Raw genomic sequence first — 16,844 nt, forward strand, 5'->3', positions numbered from 1 at the left:
GCCAATGAACCCCATCCAGTTCAATTTCGGAAACGCGGTCACCCATTTCACCAAGACGGATGGGCCAGCGGGATTCCTGTGGAAATTCGCGCTGGCTTACGCCGTCTGTGCGTGTCTGGTACAGGCCGTCTCGGTCGTCCTGCAATGGCCGGTGTACGAGGCCTATGTCCAGCTGTTCACAAGCGGTGGAGACTTTGATCGCTACGCTGAAGACCTTGAAAACGTGTCTGTCGCGACATCGCTGGGAGGCCTGCTGGTCATGCCGCTCGGTGTCCTGCTCTGGATCGTGTTCGAAGGGGCGAACCAGCGCCGCTATATGCGGGGAGAAGAGTTTGGTTTGCGGATCAGCGGTGACGAAGGGCGTCTCCTGATCGTCGGCCTTATCTGGATCGCACTGTTCATCGGCATGTATATCGGATTAGCCATCACCATCGTTATTCCGGTCGCCGCCGGATTCGCACTGGCGCCAGACGGTGTCATTCTGGCGGTGTTGCTCGGCCTGGTGCTGATGGTTGGCTATATCGTGCTGATCCTGTGGCTTTCCGCGCGCCTCTCTGCTGCCGCAGCCCTGACAGTGAGGGACCGCCAGATCCGCTTCTTTGAATCCTGGCGCGTCACGCGGGGCAAAGGCTGGACGATCCTCGGATCGTGGATCGTTCTGGGGCTCATCGCCTTTGTGGTGCTGATCCTGTTCTACATGCTGCTCGCAGCGCTCGGCTTTGGCTTGTTGTCGGCGCAGGTGCCCGGCCTGATGGACGGAGATGCCTCCGAAGACGACATCTTCGGAGCGATAGCGTCCCCCATGTTCTGGCTGCCGATGCTGGCGGTGGTGGTGGCTTTCACCATCGCGCAATCCACGCTGATGCACATCTTCAGCGGGCCAGCCGCGCTCGCGGCCCGCACCGATCCGGAATGGATCAGCGCGGGCATGCTCGGCGAATTTGACTAGGCAGGGGCAATTCCGCTGCTATTTGGCGGAACTCGTGGCCTTCGTCTTGCGCCCCTTGGCGGGCGTCTTCGCTGGTGCTTTCTTCGCGGCGGGTTTCTTCGCAACAGCCTTGGGCGACGTTGATTTTTTCGCTGCTGTCTTGCTGGCAGTCTTCTTTTCCGCGGCTGCCGGTTTTGCCCGCTTGTTGCGCGCCGCGCGGCGTTCGTCCTGGCGGCGGAAGGTCTCTGCTAGGAACCGTCCGGTCCAGCTTTCCTTCGAGGCGGCGATATCTTCCGGCGTGCCGGCTGCGATCAACTGGCCGCCGCCATCGCCGCCTTCCGGGCCGATGTCCAACACCCAATCGGCGGTCTTCACGACGTCCAGATTGTGCTCGATCACCAGAACCGTGTTGCCGCCATCGACCAGCTCATGCAGCACTTCCAGCAGCTTGCGCACATCCTCGAAATGCAGGCCGGTGGTCGGCTCGTCCAGGATGTACAGTGTGCGGCCGGTTGCCCGTTTCGAGAGCTCCTTGGCGAGCTTCACACGCTGCGCCTCACCGCCGGACAGGGTTGTCGCCTGCTGGCCGACCTTGATATAGCCGAGGCCGACGCGGTTCAGCGTTTCCAGCTTGTTGGCGATGGCCGGCACGGCGGAGAAGAATTTCGCGCCATCCTCCACCGTCATGTCCAGCACGTCGGCAATGGACTTGCCCTTGAACTTCACTTCCAGCGTTTCGCGATTGTAGCGCTGGCCCTTGCAGGTTTCGCAGGTCACGTAGACATCCGGCAGGAAGTGCATCTCGATCTTGATGACGCCATCGCCTTCACAGGCCTCGCAGCGGCCACCCTTGACGTTGAAGCTGAACCGGCCGGGCGCATAGCCGCGGGCCTTTGCTTCCGGCAGGCCGGCATACCAGTCGCGGATCGGACCGAAGGCGCCCGTATAGGTCGCAGGGTTGGAGCGGGGCGTTCGACCGATCGGGCTCTGGTCGATGTCGATGACCTTGTCGAGGTGTTCGAGGCCCTGAATGCTTTCATAGGGCAGCGGCGGGCTGGAGGCGCCGTTCAGCTTGCGGGCCAGCGCCTTGTAAAGCGTTTCGATGATGAGGGTCGACTTGCCGCCGCCGGAGACGCCCGTGACACAGGTGAAGCTGCCCAGCGGAATGGTCGCGTTGACGTTCTTGAGGTTGTTGCCGGTCGCGCCTTTCAGCGTAATCTTGCGCTTCGCCTTTTCGACCACGCGGCGCTTCGGGATGGCGATCTCGCGCGTGCCGTTTAGATAATCCGCCGTCAGACTTTCCTTGCACTTGAGGATGTCCGCGGGTGTGCCTTCGGCGATGATCTCGCCGCCATGAACCCCGGCGCGGGGGCCCATGTCGATTACATGATCTGCCGTCAGGATCGCATCCTCGTCATGCTCCACCACGATGACGGAGTTGCCGAGATCGCGCAGACGCTTCAGCGTTTCGAGAAGGCGCTCATTGTCGCGCTGGTGCAGGCCGATGCTGGGCTCGTCCAGCACGTAGAGCACACCGGTCAGGCCGGAGCCGATCTGGCTGGCAAGTCGGATACGCTGGCTTTCGCCGCCCGACAGCGTGCCGGACGCGCGCGACAGGCTAAGATAGTCGAGGCCGACATCATTGAGGAAATTGAGCCGGTCATTGATCTCCTTCAGGATGCGGGAGGCGATCTGGTTCTGCTGCCTGGTCAGCGTCTTGTGCGCGATGGCGAACCATTTGCCTGCTTCCCGGATGGAGAACTGACCGGCATCGGAAATGTCGAGCCCGGCGATCTTCACGGCCAGCGCTTCGGGCTTCAGGCGTTTGCCGCCACAGGCCGGGCAGGGTGCGGCCGCCTGGAATTTGCCGATCTCCTCGCGCACCCACTGGCTGTCGGTTTCACGATAGCGGCGCTCGAGATTCGGGATGACACCTTCGAACGTTTTCGTCACCTCGTAGCGGCGCATGCCGTCGTCATAGACGAAGTCGATTTCCTCTTCGCCGGTGCCGAACAGGATGACATCCTGAACCTTTTCGGAAAGCTTGTTCCAAGGACTCTTTAGGTCGAAGCCGTAGTGATCCGCCAAGGCCTGCAGCGTCTGGGTCTGGTAGGGTGAGGAGGATTTCGCCCAGGCGGCAATTGCGCCGTTCATCAGGTCGAGATCCTTGTCCGGCACGACCAGGCCGGCATCGATCTTCAGCTGTTCGCCAAGGCCGTCACAGGTCGGACAGGCGCCGAACGGATTGTTGAACGAGAAGAGACGCGGCTCGATTTCCGGAATGGTGAAGCCGGAGACAGGGCAGGCGAAATTGGCGCTGAACGTCACGCGGCGCGGCTCGGTCTCGTCATCAGCCTTGTCGGCGAATTCGGCGATGGCGATGCCGTCGGCGAGGCTGAGGGCGGTCTCGAAACTTTCGGCGAGGCGCTGTTCCATACCATCGCGCACGACGATCCGGTCGACCACGACATCGATATCGTGCTTGAATTTCTTGTCGAGCTTGGGCGGGCTTTCCAGTTCGTAGAACTCCCCATCCACCTTCACGCGCTGGTAGCCATTCTTCAGCAGCTCGGCGAATTCCTTGCGGTATTCGCCCTTCCGGCCACGGACGATCGGTGCAAGCAGATAGAGGCGCGATCCTTCCGGCAGGTCCAGCGTACGGTCCACCATCTGGCTGACCGTCTGGCTCTCGATGGGCAGGCCGGTTGCGGGCGAGTAGGGCACACCGACCCGCGCCCAGAGCAGGCGCATATAGTCGTAGATCTCGGTCACCGTGCCGACGGTGGAGCGTGGGTTCCGGCTCGTCGTCTTCTGCTCGATGGAGATGGCAGGCGAGAGGCCTTCGATGCTCTCCACATCCGGTTTCTGCATCAGTTCGAGGAACTGGCGCGCATAGGCCGAGAGGCTTTCGACATAACGGCGCTGGCCTTCGGCATAGATCGTGTCGAACGCGAGCGAGGATTTCCCTGAGCCGGACAGGCCGGTCATCACGACCAGTTCGCCGCGCGGAATGTCCACGTCGATATTCTTGAGATTATGTTCCTTGGCGCCGCGCACGCGGATGAAGGGGGACTCGGCCATGTCGAGAACTTTCGGGCTATTTTGCTCGTTACGTCTGCAAAACGGGATTTGGATTGGTGCTAGTGCTTATGTGTGTCGCGAGTCCAGCTTGACGACAAGAACAAAGTGTGAACGATATGGAATATTACATATGACGGCAATCCGGTGCGCCAATGCAGGTCAGGTATGGGCAGACCCGCTATGGGAGTTTGGCGCAACTTCCAGCATCCGCTGAAGCGGCAGGCGTCCGGCAACCCACCAGCAGACAGATGCCAGGAGAACCGCGACCAGACCATCCAGTGCATAGTGCCAGCCGAGGATGACAGACGAGCAAAAGATCAGACTGAAAAAGCCTGCCGTCAGCGCTCGCATGATCCGACCCTCACCAAACATCAGGAAAAAGAGAAAGGCGGTTGCACAATGCATACTCGGCATAGCCGAGATCCCACCCACCGCAGGATCTCCCGATTGATAGCTTACAAGTAGCATCTCTTGAGCGTCCAGCGTCCGCAGAGGTGCAGCCGAATGCAGGTGTGCCATAAGCTCCGAATAGTAGTCGGGAACCGTGCCAACGACATCAAAATAGCAGGGCCCGGCTGAAGACAGGACGATTGCCAACAGGTTCCCACCGATGGACCAGGTCATAATCAGGGCGAGGCAATAGCGCAAGCGCCGTGCAAGCGGCAAAGCGCTGTGTATGAAGCACCAGGTCCAGCTGCCGGTCAGCAGGACGGCCCAGAAATCATAGATGACATCAACGGCTCGCAATAGGGGGCGAGCCTCGTGGACCCATTCAAACAGACGCCATGGATCTGTCCCGAGGAAGAGCGCGGCATCCCAGGCGGCAAGTCTGTCATCCCATGAGAAGGGTGCGATTGACGGAATCCGAACCTTGATCGAGGTGTATGCCGTCATGAAAATGGCGAACGTGGCCACCCCCAAGAGGCTCATCAGCGGCAAGGTAATGAATTGGTGTCGTTGGGTCGACCAGATGGATTGAACATAAGCCTGTATGCCTGTGCCTCGGCTCCGGATGATCAAAAGCAGGGCTGCTACGGTAACCAGAAAATGGACAAGCATGGTCGCGATCCGAAACGTGAACTTCACGTAGGTGCCGCTGTGCGCACCTGTGCCTGGGATCCACGTCATCAGGATAATCGACAGTGAGAGCCAGACCGTTGTGGCGAGCGCCACAATCAGGGCGAATTTGGAATCCGGCCGCCGCAGCGGCCAGCGTAAAGCGAAGGTGAGTTTTCGGATATTTTCGGTGAATATCATGCGCGTCTCCATTCGCGCATGAACATAGATTCGTATACTTAAGGTAGCGTTTGCGTTCTATCATATGGCGTCTTCGCGAGTAAGCCGATCTCATTAAGACAGAGACCGATGGCGCTCACAGGAAATTGACTCCGGCTTCGGAACATAATAAGAACTTTTGCTGGGCGTAACAGGTTGTGGAAATCCCGGCGCGCGCAGAAGACTCGTATGCGCCAGCGCCTTACAAGGACAATAATAGTCGAATCGAATACGAAACGGATCAGATCGGAGCGGAGTTTCAACCATGGCAGGATCAGTGAACAAAGTAATCCTCGTAGGAAATGTTGGCCAGGATCCTGAGGTTCGCCAGTTCCAGAACGGTGGACAGGTGGCCAGCTTCACGCTCGCGACGTCTGAAACCTGGAAAGACAAGAACACCGGTGAGCGCCGCGAAAAGACTGAATGGCACCGTATCGCCGTGTTCAGCGAAGGCCTTGTCCGCGTGGTTCAGAACTACGTGAAGAAAGGCTCGAAGCTGTACATCGAAGGCCAGCTCGAAACCCGCAAGTGGCAGGACAAGGATGGGCAGGACCGCTACACGACAGAGGTTGTGCTGCGCGGCTTCAATTCCACGCTGACCATGCTCGACAGCCGCGGCGAAGGCGGCGGCCGGTCTGCAGGCGGTGACTTCGGCGGCTACTCGCAAGGTGGCGGCGGTGCCCGACAGATGAGCGGCCCGCAGGAAAGCTTTGCCAGCCACGATCTCGACGACGAGATCCCGTTCTAGGCCAGTCCGTGATGGTCAGGGCGATGCTCCGGCCTTTGCTGGCAATATCTGCCTTTCTGCTGGCGGCATGCGTGCTGCCAGCGTTTGGCATTGCGCCGCAGAGCATTGAATCATCAGTCAAAAATGTTGGCATAGATCCATCCCGATCTGCCCTTTTGATCGTCCGCCTTGAGGATGGCGCGGAATGGTCCAGCGGCGGGGCGCGGGTGGACCAGCGCTTCGTCGCCGCATCCACATCGAAGATCCCGCACACGTTGATCGCCATTGAAACTGGCGCGGTCTCCGGCCCGGAAGAGTGGTTCGAATGGGACGGGCAGACGCGGTTCCTGCCGGCATGGAACAAAAGCCAGACCCTGGCCGACGCTTTCCGGCACTCGACGGTCTGGATCTATCAGACGATCACGCCGCGCATCGGCAGCGAAGCCCTGCATGGCTGGCTGGCCACTTTCGGTTACGGAAACGCCGATACAGGCGCGTCAGAGGACATCACGACCTATTGGCTGCGCGGCCCGCTCCGCATCTCTGCGCGCGAGCAGGTGACCTTCCTGACGCGTCTCGTGCGGCATGAATTGCCCCTTTCGGCGCGGACTTATGATCTCGCTGTGCCGGTCATGCTGGCTGAGGAGGGCGAGAATTGGCGTATTCACGCCAAGACCGGCTGGTACAGCAGCGATGAAGACCAGGATATCGGCTGGTATGTGGGCTGGCTGGAGCAGGCGGGCGGTCCGGCGCCGGGCAGCTATGTGTTCGCCTTCAACCTGGACGTCATGGCACCGGAAACCGACATTCCGAAGCGTCTGGCGGCCGTCCGTCAGGCACTCGCGGACATTGGTGCACTGCCTGCGCCCTGAGCCTTGTAGTAAAAACGTTTTTTTACCCCGGAATCGCTGCAATTTTCGGGGCTTTGCGGTTTGTTTTGGCGCCCCGAAATGCTAGACAAATAACAGTATTCTGATGCGCGATTCCCGCGCGCCCTCTGCAGCAGACACGAGTTTCTCATGAGCGACGAGACGACCCCTCCGGAAGACCCGGAAACCCCTGAGAACGGCGGTGGTGGCGGTGGCGTCCTGCCGGACGGGATTGAGCCCGTTTCCATCGAATCCGAGCTGAGAAGCTCTTATCTCGACTACGCGATGAGCGTGATCGTCAGCCGGGCGCTGCCGGATGTGCGCGACGGCCTCAAGCCGGTGCACCGGCGGATCCTGTATGCGATGCAGGTCAACGGCAATACGCCGGACAAACCCTACAAGAAATCGGCCAACATCGTCGGCGCCGTGATGGGTAATTACCACCCGCACGGCGACAGCGCGATTTACGACGCGCTCGTGCGGATGGCCCAGCCGTTCTCCATGGGGCTGCCCCTGGTCGACGGGCAGGGCAATTTCGGCTCGATCGATAACGATCCGCCAGCCGCCATGCGTTACACCGAATCCCGCATGATGAAGGCGGCGACACACCTGCTCGCCGATATCGACAAGGATACGGTCGACTTCCAGGACACCTATGACGGTTCCCAGCAGGAGCCGATGGTCCTGCCGGCGCAGTTCCCGAACCTGCTTGTGAATGGCGGCGGCGGCATCGCGGTCGGCATGGCGACGAACATTCCGCCGCACAATCTGGGTGAAATCGTCGATGCCACGATTGAGGTGATCGACAATCCCGAAGTGGACGATGACGCGCTCTGTGAAATCGTTCCCGGGCCGGATTTCCCGACCGGCGGCCTGATCATGGGCATGTCCGGTTCCCGCAAGGCGCTTTTGACTGGGCGCGGCAGTGTGATCGTCCGGGCCAAGACGGATATCGAAGAAGCCCGCAATGGTCGCCAGGCCATCATTGTCACCGAGATTCCCTATCAGGTGAACAAGGCCGCGATGATCACCAAGATTGCCGAACTTGTGCGCGAGAAGCGTGTCGAGGGCATTGCAGACCTGCGGGACGAATCCGATCGGCACGGCATCCGTGTCGTGATCGAAGTGAAGAAGGATGCCAGTGCTGATGTCGTGCTGAACCAGCTTTACCGGTTCAGCCAGATGCAGAACTCGTTCCCGGTAAACATGCTGGCGCTGAACGGTGGCCGGCCGGAACTGATGAACCTGCGCAAGGTGCTCGACTGCTTCATTGCCTTCCGTCAGGAAGTCGTTGTCCGCCGCACCAAGCATGACCTGAACAAGGCACGCGACCGGGCCCACGTCCTCGTCGGGCTAGCCATGGCTGTGGCCAATATCGATGAAGTCATCCGCATCATCCGTCATTCGCCAGATCCGAATACGGCCCGCGAACAGCTGCTCGCCAAGGCCTGGCCGATCATGGATATGGGGCCGCTGCTGGACCTCATCGCCGACCGGCGCACGCGCAAGGGTGACGGCGATACGATCTATCTGTCGGACGAGCAGGCCCGTGCAATTCTCGCGCTGCAACTGTCGCGCCTCACTGGCCTTGGCCGGGACGAAATCGGCAATGAAGCCAAGGGCTTGTCGGAGAAAATTGCCGACTATCTCGACATTCTCCGTTCCCGCCCGCGCATCCGCGAGATCATCAAGGCGGAACTTGCGGAAGTAAAAGAAAAGTTCGCTGTGCCGCGCCGCTCCGAATTCACGGCCGGCGGCATCGACATGGAAGACGAGGACCTTATCGAGGTCGAGGACATGGTCGTCACCGTCACTCATGGCGGTTACGTCAAGCGGACCCCGCTCTCGACCTACCGGACCCAGCATCGCGGCGGCAAGGGCCGATCCGGCGTATCGATGAAGGAAGACGATTTCGTCGTCCAGCTCTTCTCGGCCACAACGCATACGGAAATGTTGTTCTTCTCGTCGGCTGGCATGGTCTACAAGGAGAAGGTGTGGCGTCTGCCCGTTGGCGGGCCGACCTCGCGCGGCAAGGCGCTGGTCAACATCTTCCCGCTGGCCGCCGATGAACGTATCGAAAGCGTCATGCCGCTGCCGGACGACGAAGAGTCCCGCAACGAACTTGACGTCATGTTCGCCACAAAGACGGGCAATGTCCGCCGCAACAAGCTGTCAGACTTCATTCGCGTGAACCGCAACGGAAAGATCGCCATGAAGCTGGAAGAAGATGCCGATGACGGTATCGTCAGTGTGAAGATCTGTTCCGAGAAGGACGATATTCTGCTGACCACGGCCCTCGGCCAGTGTATCCGCTTCCAGGTCACCGATGTGCGTGTGTTTGCCGGCCGGAACTCGACGGGCGTACGCGGCATCCGGTTGGCTGATGGGGATGAGGTCATCTCCATGGGCATTCTGCGCCATGTCGATGTCACGTCCGAGGAGGCGCGCGCCTATCTCAAACATGCCTCGGCCATGCGCCGGGCGGCGACAGGCGAGGAAGAGGAGGTCTCCGACGATGATGAAGAGACCGTCGAAGAAGCCTCGCTCTCGACAGAGCGTCTCGCAGAACTCGGCGCCGCAGAGGAGTTCGTCCTGACCATTGCCGACGACGGCATGGGCAAGCGGTCTTCGGCTTACGACTACCGGGTCACCGGCCGGGGCGGCAAAGGCCTTGTGGCCCAGAACATCTGGGGCCGGGACAAGAAAAAGGGCCCGGTCAAGAAAGTTGCCCAGTCCTTCCCGGTCGATGATGGCGATCAGGTCATGCTCGTCACCGATGCAGGCCAGCTGATCCGCACCCCGGTTGAACAGATCCGGATTGCCGGCCGTTCGACGGGCGGGGTCTGGGTGCTTCGCACGGCGGAAGGTGAACGCGTTGTTTCCGTTGCTCGCCTTGTGGAAGACGCTGAAACCGGTATGGAAGAGGGCGGCGGCGCTGAATAAGCGCCGCTGTTTCACGTAGATTAGGGCCGGGGAGGGCCGCCATGCACCGCGTAGGACTGTATCCGGGAACTTTCGACCCCCCGACGATTGGCCATATCGACATCATTGGCCGGGCACGTAAGCTGGTCGACACGCTGATCATTGGTGTGGCCATCAATGAAGCCAAGAAGCCATTGTTTTCACTGCAAGAACGCGTCGATATGGTGCGGTCGGAATGTGAGAAACTGAACGGGCCAGGCCTGGCGGACATCAAGGTCATGCCCATGCACGGCCTGCTCATGAAATTCGCCGAAGCCTGCGGGGCGCAGATCATCGTGCGCGGTCTGCGGGCCGTTCAGGACTTCGAATACGAATTCCAGATGACGGCGATGAACGAGCAGCTCAATCCCGATATCGAAACGGTATTCCTGATGGCTGATGTGCGCCACCAGGCGGTTGCTTCGCGGCTGGTGAAGGAAATCGCCAGTTTGGGCGGCGATATCACGCCGTTCCTGACGCCGGACGTGAAGCGCGCCTTGATGGAAAAGTACGGGAAGTAATCCTGCAGGGCGGATCCACTGTCTCAGACCGTTGAATCCTGACGTGTGATGCCTGACATTGGGTAACACAAGGCGCCGTCGTGCGCTTGGATGGAGACGTTGCGTACCATGAAACTCGCCCCCAAAAATTTCGCCCCCAGGAAATTCGCCCCAATGGCTCTTGCGGCTTCCGCGCTCGCCTTGTCGTTCACGGCATTCGCAGAGGATACGGCTGAGTCGGTGGCGCCGGCCGAATTCACGGTGGCCGAAGCGAAGGCCGATCCGGCAAACTGGCGGCAGGTTGACCCGGAGAACCTCTTCATCTTCGAGACGACCAAGGGACGCGTCCTGATCGAAGCGTTCCCGGAGGTTGCCCCGAAACACTATAAGCAGTTTGCAACGATCATTCGCTCCGGCGATTTCGATGGCACCGCGTTTCACCGCGTTATCGACGACTTCATGGCGCAGGGCGGCGACATCTTCGCCCTGAAGGGTGAGGATTCCGGTCTGCCGAATCTCGAAGGCGAATTCACATTCCGCCGTGATCCCGTCTCGATGCCGCTTGAAGCAACCATCGGCCCGGAAGACACCGCAAAGTTCGGCTATATCAAAGGCTTTCCGATCGGCACACAGGCCAGCTTTTTCGCCGAAATGTCGGTCGATGGCATGGTTGAGAGCTACATCCCGCACTGCAAGGGCATGGTCTCCACCGCCCGGTCGGAAGATCCGAATTCAGCCAATGCCCAGTTCTTCCTCATGCGCGGGCAGGCGGAGCATCTTGACCGCAAATATACGGCCTGGGGCCGTGTGGTTGTCGGCGAAGATGTCGTGAAAGCTATCAAGCACGGCCCGGAATCCCGTGATGGACTGGTCGACAATCCGGACATCCTGAAATCCGCAAAGGTTGCTGCAGACCTGCCGGAAGCTGAGCGCCCTGAAGTCTGGGTCGAGCGCACCGATGGTCCTATCTTCCTGGCCGGGATTGCGGACAAGGACGACATCGATGTCTGCTCGCTACCTTCCGTCCCGGCGGTGGTGGACAAGTAAGGCCTGCGCCGGGCTTGTTGCGCGGCCCGCCTCTATCTGCGAGACGGGCGCCCCATGGATCTGACCCAATTTCAGTTTGACCTGCCTGAACGGCTGATTGCGCTTCGCCCGGCCGAACCGCAGGATTCCGCACGCCTTCTGGTCGTGCACGGCGACGGACGGCTGGAAGATGCCGGGGTGCGGGACCTGCCGCGCTACCTGAATGCAGGCGATGTGCTCGTCTTCAACGATACGCGTGTCTTGCCCGCCGCCCTGAAAGGCGTGCGCCCGGCGCGGGACGAGACGGGGCAGGACGTTGCCTGCGATGTGAACCTCACCGAGCGGATCGATGGATGCAACTGGCGCGCGCTGGCCCGGCCGGGTAGGCGGCTAAAGGATGGCGACACAATCGTCTTCGCCGAAGGCTTCACGGCAGAAATTACCGGTCATCATGAAGGCGGAGAGATCGGTCTTCGCTTTTCCCTCGAAGGCGATGCGCTGACGGCTGCGCTGGACCGGCACGGCGCCATGCCATTGCCGCCCTATATTGCGCGCCGCCGCCCGGCGGACGCGAAAGACCGGGAAACCTATCAGACGAAATTCGCTGGTGAGGATGCCGCCTCTGTCGCTGCGCCGACGGCGGGCCTCCACTTCACGCCGCGCCTCCTGTCAGAGTGCGATGCGGCCGGTCTTGTCCGTGAGACAGTGCGCCTGCATGTCGGCCTCGGCACGTTCAAGCCGCTTGAAGAGAAACAGCTGGAAGAGAACCGCCTGCACGAGGAATGGCGCCGCCTGACGCCGGAAACGGCCGCCCGCCTGAATGCGGCGCGCGCATCCGGCCACCGCGTTGTACCCGTCGGCACAACGGCCATGCGCACGCTGGAGAGCTGTGTGGATGCGGACGGCGTTTTACACCCGGCCACTGGACCAACGGACATCTTCCTGAAGCCAGGCGACGCCGTGCAGGGCACTGATGCGTTGGTGACCAACTTTCACCTACCGGGTTCCAGCCTGTTCATGCTGGTCTCGGCCCTGATGGGAACAGACGTGATGCGCGCGGCTTACGCTCACGCCATCGCGAACGAGTACAGATTCTACTCCTACGGCGACGCCTGCCTGTTACTTCCCTAGCTGTGAAGCCACATCGGGGCGGAGTTCCGTCATTTCACGGATGGCTTTGGCCGCCGTGATACGGGCGAGGTGGCGGCCCTTGTCGTCACGCCAGTCGGCTTCGACAAGGCCCGTGGTCCGCCCGCGGCTGACAAGGCGGCCTTCGATCGTGATCAGGCCATGCGGCACCGGACGCAGGATGCGCGTCTGCAGTTCCATCGTGGTGAACCACTCGCCATCTTCCAGTGCGCTCGCCATGGTCATGGACACGATATGGTCCGACAGACCTGCGACCCAGCCGCCGAAGACGCGGCCATCATTGATGTCGCGGTCGCCCTCGTTCGGCCACTCGTACAGTGTGCGGCCATAACTGACCTCTTTCAGCCAAAGGTCCGGCCGGATGCCCATGTTGCGGATGCCCGGTGGCAACTCCCATTTACCGCTTCTCAGGCGGTCGAAAAAGGCTTTCTGCTGTTCGGATAGTTCGGTCCGGCTCATGCGAGACGTGCTCCATTGGGGACGGGTTTGTCGGGTGAGAACATGACGATCGCGCCTTCATCATCGGCAAAGCCGAGCGTCAGCACCTCGGACATGAATTTGCCGATCTGGCGGGGCGGGAAATTGACAACGGCGGCCACCTGCTTGCCGACAAGGGTCTCGGGATCATAGTGCACGGTCACTTGCGCCGAGCTTTTCTTCACGCCGACGCCCGGACCGAAATCGATCACCATACGGATGGCCGGCTTGCGCGCGCCTTCAAGCGGCTCAGCCTCCAGTATGGTGCCGATGCGGATGTCCACCTTGCGGAAATCGTCGAAAGCGATCTCGTCCGCCGGTGCGTTCTCAGGTCTGTCGATCAGATGCATTTTGGTCTCAGCAGGTCGCCCCGCCATCGACCACCATCATCTGACCGGTCATGTAGGCGCCCGCCTTGGAGGCGAGATAAACGGCCGCGCCGGCAATCTCTTCCGGTTCGCCGATCCGCGCCATCGGTGTGCCGGCCAGCGAGCGCTTGAGATTGTCCGGGTTCTCCCACAGGGCGCGGGCGAAATCGGTACGGATCAGGCCCGGCGCGATACAGTTCACGCGGATATTGTCCTTGCCATATTCGGTGGCGAGGTTGCGGGCGAGCTGGAAATCCGCCGCTTTCGAGATGTTGTAGGCGCCAATGATAGGAGAGCCGCGCAGGCCGCCGATGGACGAAACGAGAATGATCGCACCGTCCTTGCGCTCGCGCATCTGCGGCACGCACATCTGGATCAGCCAGTGGTTCGAGATGATGTTGTTTTGCAGCACCTTTTCGAACTGCTCATCCGAAATGCCTTCCATTGGCCCGTAATACGGGTTGGCGGCAGCGTTGCAGCAGACAATGTCGATCTTGCCGAAGGCCTTGTTGGTGGCGTCCACCATGGCCTGCAGTTCTTCCTTGGAGGAGATGTTGGCTGGCACGGCGATAGCGGTGCCGTCGCCATGTTTTGCATTGATCTCATCGGCCACTTCCTGGCACGGGCCGGGCTTGCGCGACGAGATCGTCACTTTCGCGCCGGCATCGGCCATGGCTTCGGCGATGGCCTTGCCGATCCCGCGGGAGGATCCGGTGATGACGGCGACTTTGCCGGTAAGGTCGAACAGACTCATGGCGGGGCTCCCTGCATGTTTTGTATCGGCATGCAGGCTAAGCCCTCCGGCGGGCCGCCGCTAGGGGGTCCCTAGGGAAAGCACCCTGACGTGTGTGGTTCAGATGTCCCAGACCTGGCAGAGGATTTCGACCAGCATCTCGGTCCGCTTGCGCACCACGTCCGCCGTCCAGGCATCCTGCTCCTGAAGGTCGCGGGTGAGGGCGAAGTCCATGCCGCCGCCGCCATTGAAGTAGACTTCCTTCTTGGCGCGATAGTCCTGCCGGTCGGCCTTCTGGTTCACCTTGTGGGTCAGCAGCACGAAATTGCCTAGCGTGTCGCATTGCTCGCGCCGCTTGGCAGGATCTGGCCAGACGGTCAGCCAGTGGCTGTCCTCATGGATGTTGCGCGGCAGCACGTGCTCCACGGTGGCGTCGGATTCTGGCGGGATGGTCACGCCATTCTCGAGCGCCGCGTTCAGCCGCAGCGCCATGGCGCGCCGTTGAGCGAATGTCGCAAACCGGCCCAGCATACGCTCACGGGCCTTTTTTGCGTCGGACCGGTCCACCGACAGGGGGCCATTCTTCGCGAACAGCACCCGGTCATTGGTGATGGCCTCCATCACCTTGTTGAAGCGCTTGTTCCTCTGATCCCGGTCGGTGACCACTAGCATGATCACAAAAGACAAGCGTTCCAGCCGGGTAAAGAAGTCCGGTGCCTGCGGGTCGTCGACCCCGCGTTCGACCAGGAATTTGAGGGCCGGCGCCCGCCAGCTGCTCTGGTCGAGGGCGCGCATCTGGTTCAGCTTGTCGCTGACGATCTTCGCGTTCGGCCCGTCTTGCACTTCGCCGGTCGTGATCAGCCGGTAGGCCTCGACATAGCGCGGCAGGACTTCTTCCAGGAAGGTGCGCGGATCGACCTTGGACAGGACCGCCTTCGGGAAGGCCGAGATCAGTTCCCCGCGGCCCGATTTGTCATAGATGGAGCGGATCTGCCGCAGCAGGTCGTCGAAGGCCGAGCCACCAAGCGCGGCTTCATGTTCCGACCAGCGCTCCGCATAGGAGCTGGCTTCCTTGTCGGTGAAGCGGGCGCGCTGGAACAGTTCGGTCTTGATGATATCGTGCGCGTCCGGCTCCTTGCCGCGCGTGTTGAGCACGCGGAACACTTTGAAACCTTGTTCTTTCTCTCCCACGACAACCCTTACCAATGCACAGCGGTTCATCACGACATCGGCCAGGGCGCGCCGGTCTTCGTCGCTCATTGTGCTCAGGCGTTTCATGAATGCGGCAGCGTTGCGCACCATGCGCTGCTGGCTTTCGCTTTCGCCCGGTTCCTTGTCCAGATTCCGTGTCGCGCCCGGCGTCTGGATGGCATCGCGGAAAAATGGTCCATCCATATGGTTCAGCGTCAGCCGCCAGTTGGCGCCTTCGCCCAGCATCGGGCGTGCATCGTCGGCGATCAGCGCATGCAGCATCGCCGCGCGGGCCCTGTCCGGTTCCAGATCCCGCAGCACGGCGAGCAGGATGGTCAGCGTCGTCAGCCTCTGCTGGCCGTCGACAATTTCCAGCACGCCATTCTCGGCGCCATTGATCAGTACGATTGCGCCGACGAAGTGCGGCGTGCCAGTTTCCACCGAATCGATGAGGTCGCCAAGCAATTCGTTTGCCTCGCGCGCTTCCCAGGAATAGCTGCGCTGGTAAGGCGGCATCTGGAGCTGCTCACCCGGCGCGAAAATCGCTCTGACAGAGCTTTCCTGCGCCCGGACGCCGAGGTCGATATTCTGATCCATGCCGTTGTCCATTCTGGAGTCCCCGTGTCTGCCTTCTGACTAGCTCTTGCCAACCCACGCCACAACGCGAGATGAACCGCGTGAAGTGTGTTTCTGGCTGAAGTGTGACGAGAGGGTAACGATATGCATTTGATCAGGTTTCGCCATCAGAGTTCCATCAGATATGGAATACTTTCCGCCCAATCTGTAACCCCCATTCGGGGGACAGGACTGGCAGAAGCCGTCAAGGGTGAGGCGGATGGGGCGCCGGTTCCGCTTTCGGAGATCGAAATCCTGTCACCGGTCGCCCGGCCCGGAAAAATTCTTGGCATCGGCGTGAACTATGCGGCCCACGCCGCAGAGAGCGTCAGCTTCGTCGATACGAAAACGCCGGAAATCCAGAAATGGTTCAACAAGCAGGCGACCGCGATCAATGATCCGTATGCAGATATACATTTGCCGAAAGTGTCGGAACAGCTTGATTATGAAGGCGAACTGGTCGTCGTTATCGGCAAGCAGGGGCGCCACGTGCCACGCGAGCGGGCCTTTGAAATCGTTGCGGGCGTGACCATCGGCTGCGACTATTCGGTCCGCGACTGGCAGCGCGCCAGCCAGACCATGATCATGGGCAAGGGGTTCGATACGCATGCCCCGGTCGGCCCGGCCATCGTCACACTGGATGAGATCGACGACCTCTCCGCATTGGAGGTGCGGACGTTCGTGAATGGCGAGCAGCGCCAGTCGGGTCATGTCCGCGACATGGTCCATGATATTCCCGCCCAGATTGCGCACCTGACGGCTGCTTTCACGCTGGAGCCCGGCGACCTGATCTTCACGGGCACGCCGGCCGGCGTTGGCGCGGGCTTCAATCCGCCCAAATGGCTGAAGGCCGGAGACCGGGTGCGGGTCGAGATCGATCAGCTGGGTTACATCGAGCAACAAATCGTGACAGAGCCCGGAACCACAGTGATCGGCTGATCCGG

General features: G+C 60.8%; 14 protein-coding genes. 8 read left to right on the top strand and 6 right to left on the bottom strand.

The features are described from left to right. Positions 1-4 precede the first annotated feature (4 nt). On the top strand, positions 5-949 hold the full coding sequence (locus HY17_RS08730; protein ID WP_034765925.1) for a hypothetical protein: 945 nt from the start codon (positions 5-7) through the stop codon (positions 947-949). 18 nt (positions 950-967) lie between these two features. On the opposite strand, the gene uvrA is transcribed toward HY17_RS08730, so the two are convergent. Then, positions 968-4,009 (bottom strand): excinuclease ABC subunit UvrA, encoded by a 3,042-nt coding sequence (uvrA, locus tag HY17_RS08735; protein WP_034765928.1) that lies wholly within the window; start codon positions 4,007-4,009, stop codon positions 968-970. 159 nt (positions 4,010-4,168) lie between these two features. Next, a complete protein-coding gene (locus HY17_RS19340; RefSeq protein WP_051599857.1) occupies positions 4,169-5,266 on the bottom strand; it encodes a phosphatase PAP2 family protein in 1,098 nt (365 codons plus the stop codon). A gap of 283 nt (positions 5,267-5,549) precedes the next feature. On the opposite strand from HY17_RS19340, the gene ssb reads away from it, so the two are divergent. The 6 genes from ssb to queA all read left to right on the top strand — a co-directional run bounded on the left by ssb (position 5,550) and on the right by queA (position 12,498). Beyond that, positions 5,550-6,032, top strand: a complete 483-nt coding sequence (gene ssb / locus HY17_RS08745) for a single-stranded DNA-binding protein (RefSeq protein ID WP_034765930.1) — start codon at positions 5,550-5,552, stop codon at positions 6,030-6,032. A gap of 11 nt (positions 6,033-6,043) precedes the next feature. Beyond that, a complete protein-coding gene (gene blaOXA / locus HY17_RS08750) occupies positions 6,044-6,883 on the top strand; it encodes an OXA-1090 family carbapenem-hydrolyzing class D beta-lactamase (RefSeq protein ID WP_081813059.1) in 840 nt (279 codons plus the stop codon). 147 nt (positions 6,884-7,030) lie between these two features. Continuing rightward, a complete protein-coding gene (gyrA, locus tag HY17_RS08755; protein WP_051599859.1) occupies positions 7,031-9,823 on the top strand; it encodes a DNA gyrase subunit A in 2,793 nt (930 codons plus the stop codon). Positions 9,824-9,864: 41 nt separating this feature from the next. Continuing rightward, positions 9,865-10,362, top strand: coding sequence for a pantetheine-phosphate adenylyltransferase (gene coaD, locus HY17_RS08760; RefSeq protein WP_034765932.1), 498 nt, complete (start codon positions 9,865-9,867; stop codon positions 10,360-10,362). 153 nt (positions 10,363-10,515) lie between these two features. Then, entirely contained in the window at positions 10,516-11,388 is an 873-nt protein-coding gene (locus HY17_RS08765) for a peptidylprolyl isomerase (RefSeq protein ID WP_034765934.1), read from the top strand. A gap of 54 nt (positions 11,389-11,442) precedes the next feature. Then, a complete protein-coding gene (gene queA / locus HY17_RS08770; RefSeq protein WP_034765942.1) occupies positions 11,443-12,498 on the top strand; it encodes a tRNA preQ1(34) S-adenosylmethionine ribosyltransferase-isomerase QueA in 1,056 nt (351 codons plus the stop codon). Here the strand turns inward: queA and HY17_RS08775 are convergent. The 4 genes from HY17_RS08775 to HY17_RS08790 all read right to left on the bottom strand — a co-directional run bounded on the left by HY17_RS08775 (position 12,487) and on the right by HY17_RS08790 (position 15,894). After that, entirely contained in the window at positions 12,487-12,975 is a 489-nt protein-coding gene (locus tag HY17_RS08775; RefSeq protein ID WP_034765944.1) for a PaaI family thioesterase, read from the bottom strand. The two genes, queA and HY17_RS08775, sit on opposite strands and share 12 nt — an antisense overlap. After that, positions 12,972-13,343, bottom strand: a complete 372-nt coding sequence (locus HY17_RS08780; RefSeq protein ID WP_034765946.1) for a tRNA-binding protein — start codon at positions 13,341-13,343, stop codon at positions 12,972-12,974. Before HY17_RS08780 ends, HY17_RS08775 begins: the two co-directional genes overlap by 4 nt. A gap of 7 nt (positions 13,344-13,350) precedes the next feature. Continuing rightward, positions 13,351-14,115, bottom strand: a complete 765-nt coding sequence (locus HY17_RS08785; protein WP_034765948.1) for an SDR family NAD(P)-dependent oxidoreductase — start codon at positions 14,113-14,115, stop codon at positions 13,351-13,353. 99 nt (positions 14,116-14,214) lie between these two features. Then, positions 14,215-15,894: a DUF262 domain-containing protein gene (locus tag HY17_RS08790; RefSeq protein WP_051599860.1), complete on the bottom strand. Its 1,680-nt coding sequence runs from the start codon at positions 15,892-15,894 to the stop codon at positions 14,215-14,217. Between the two features lie 111 nt (positions 15,895-16,005). On the opposite strand from HY17_RS08790, the gene HY17_RS08795 reads away from it, so the two are divergent. Beyond that, on the top strand, positions 16,006-16,839 hold the full coding sequence (locus HY17_RS08795; RefSeq protein WP_034765950.1) for a fumarylacetoacetate hydrolase family protein: 834 nt from the start codon (positions 16,006-16,008) through the stop codon (positions 16,837-16,839). Positions 16,840-16,844 lie beyond the last annotated feature (5 nt).

This window comes from Hyphomonas sp. CY54-11-8 (genome assembly GCF_000682735.1).
Classification (GTDB): Bacteria; Pseudomonadota; Alphaproteobacteria; order Caulobacterales; family Hyphomonadaceae; genus Hyphomonas.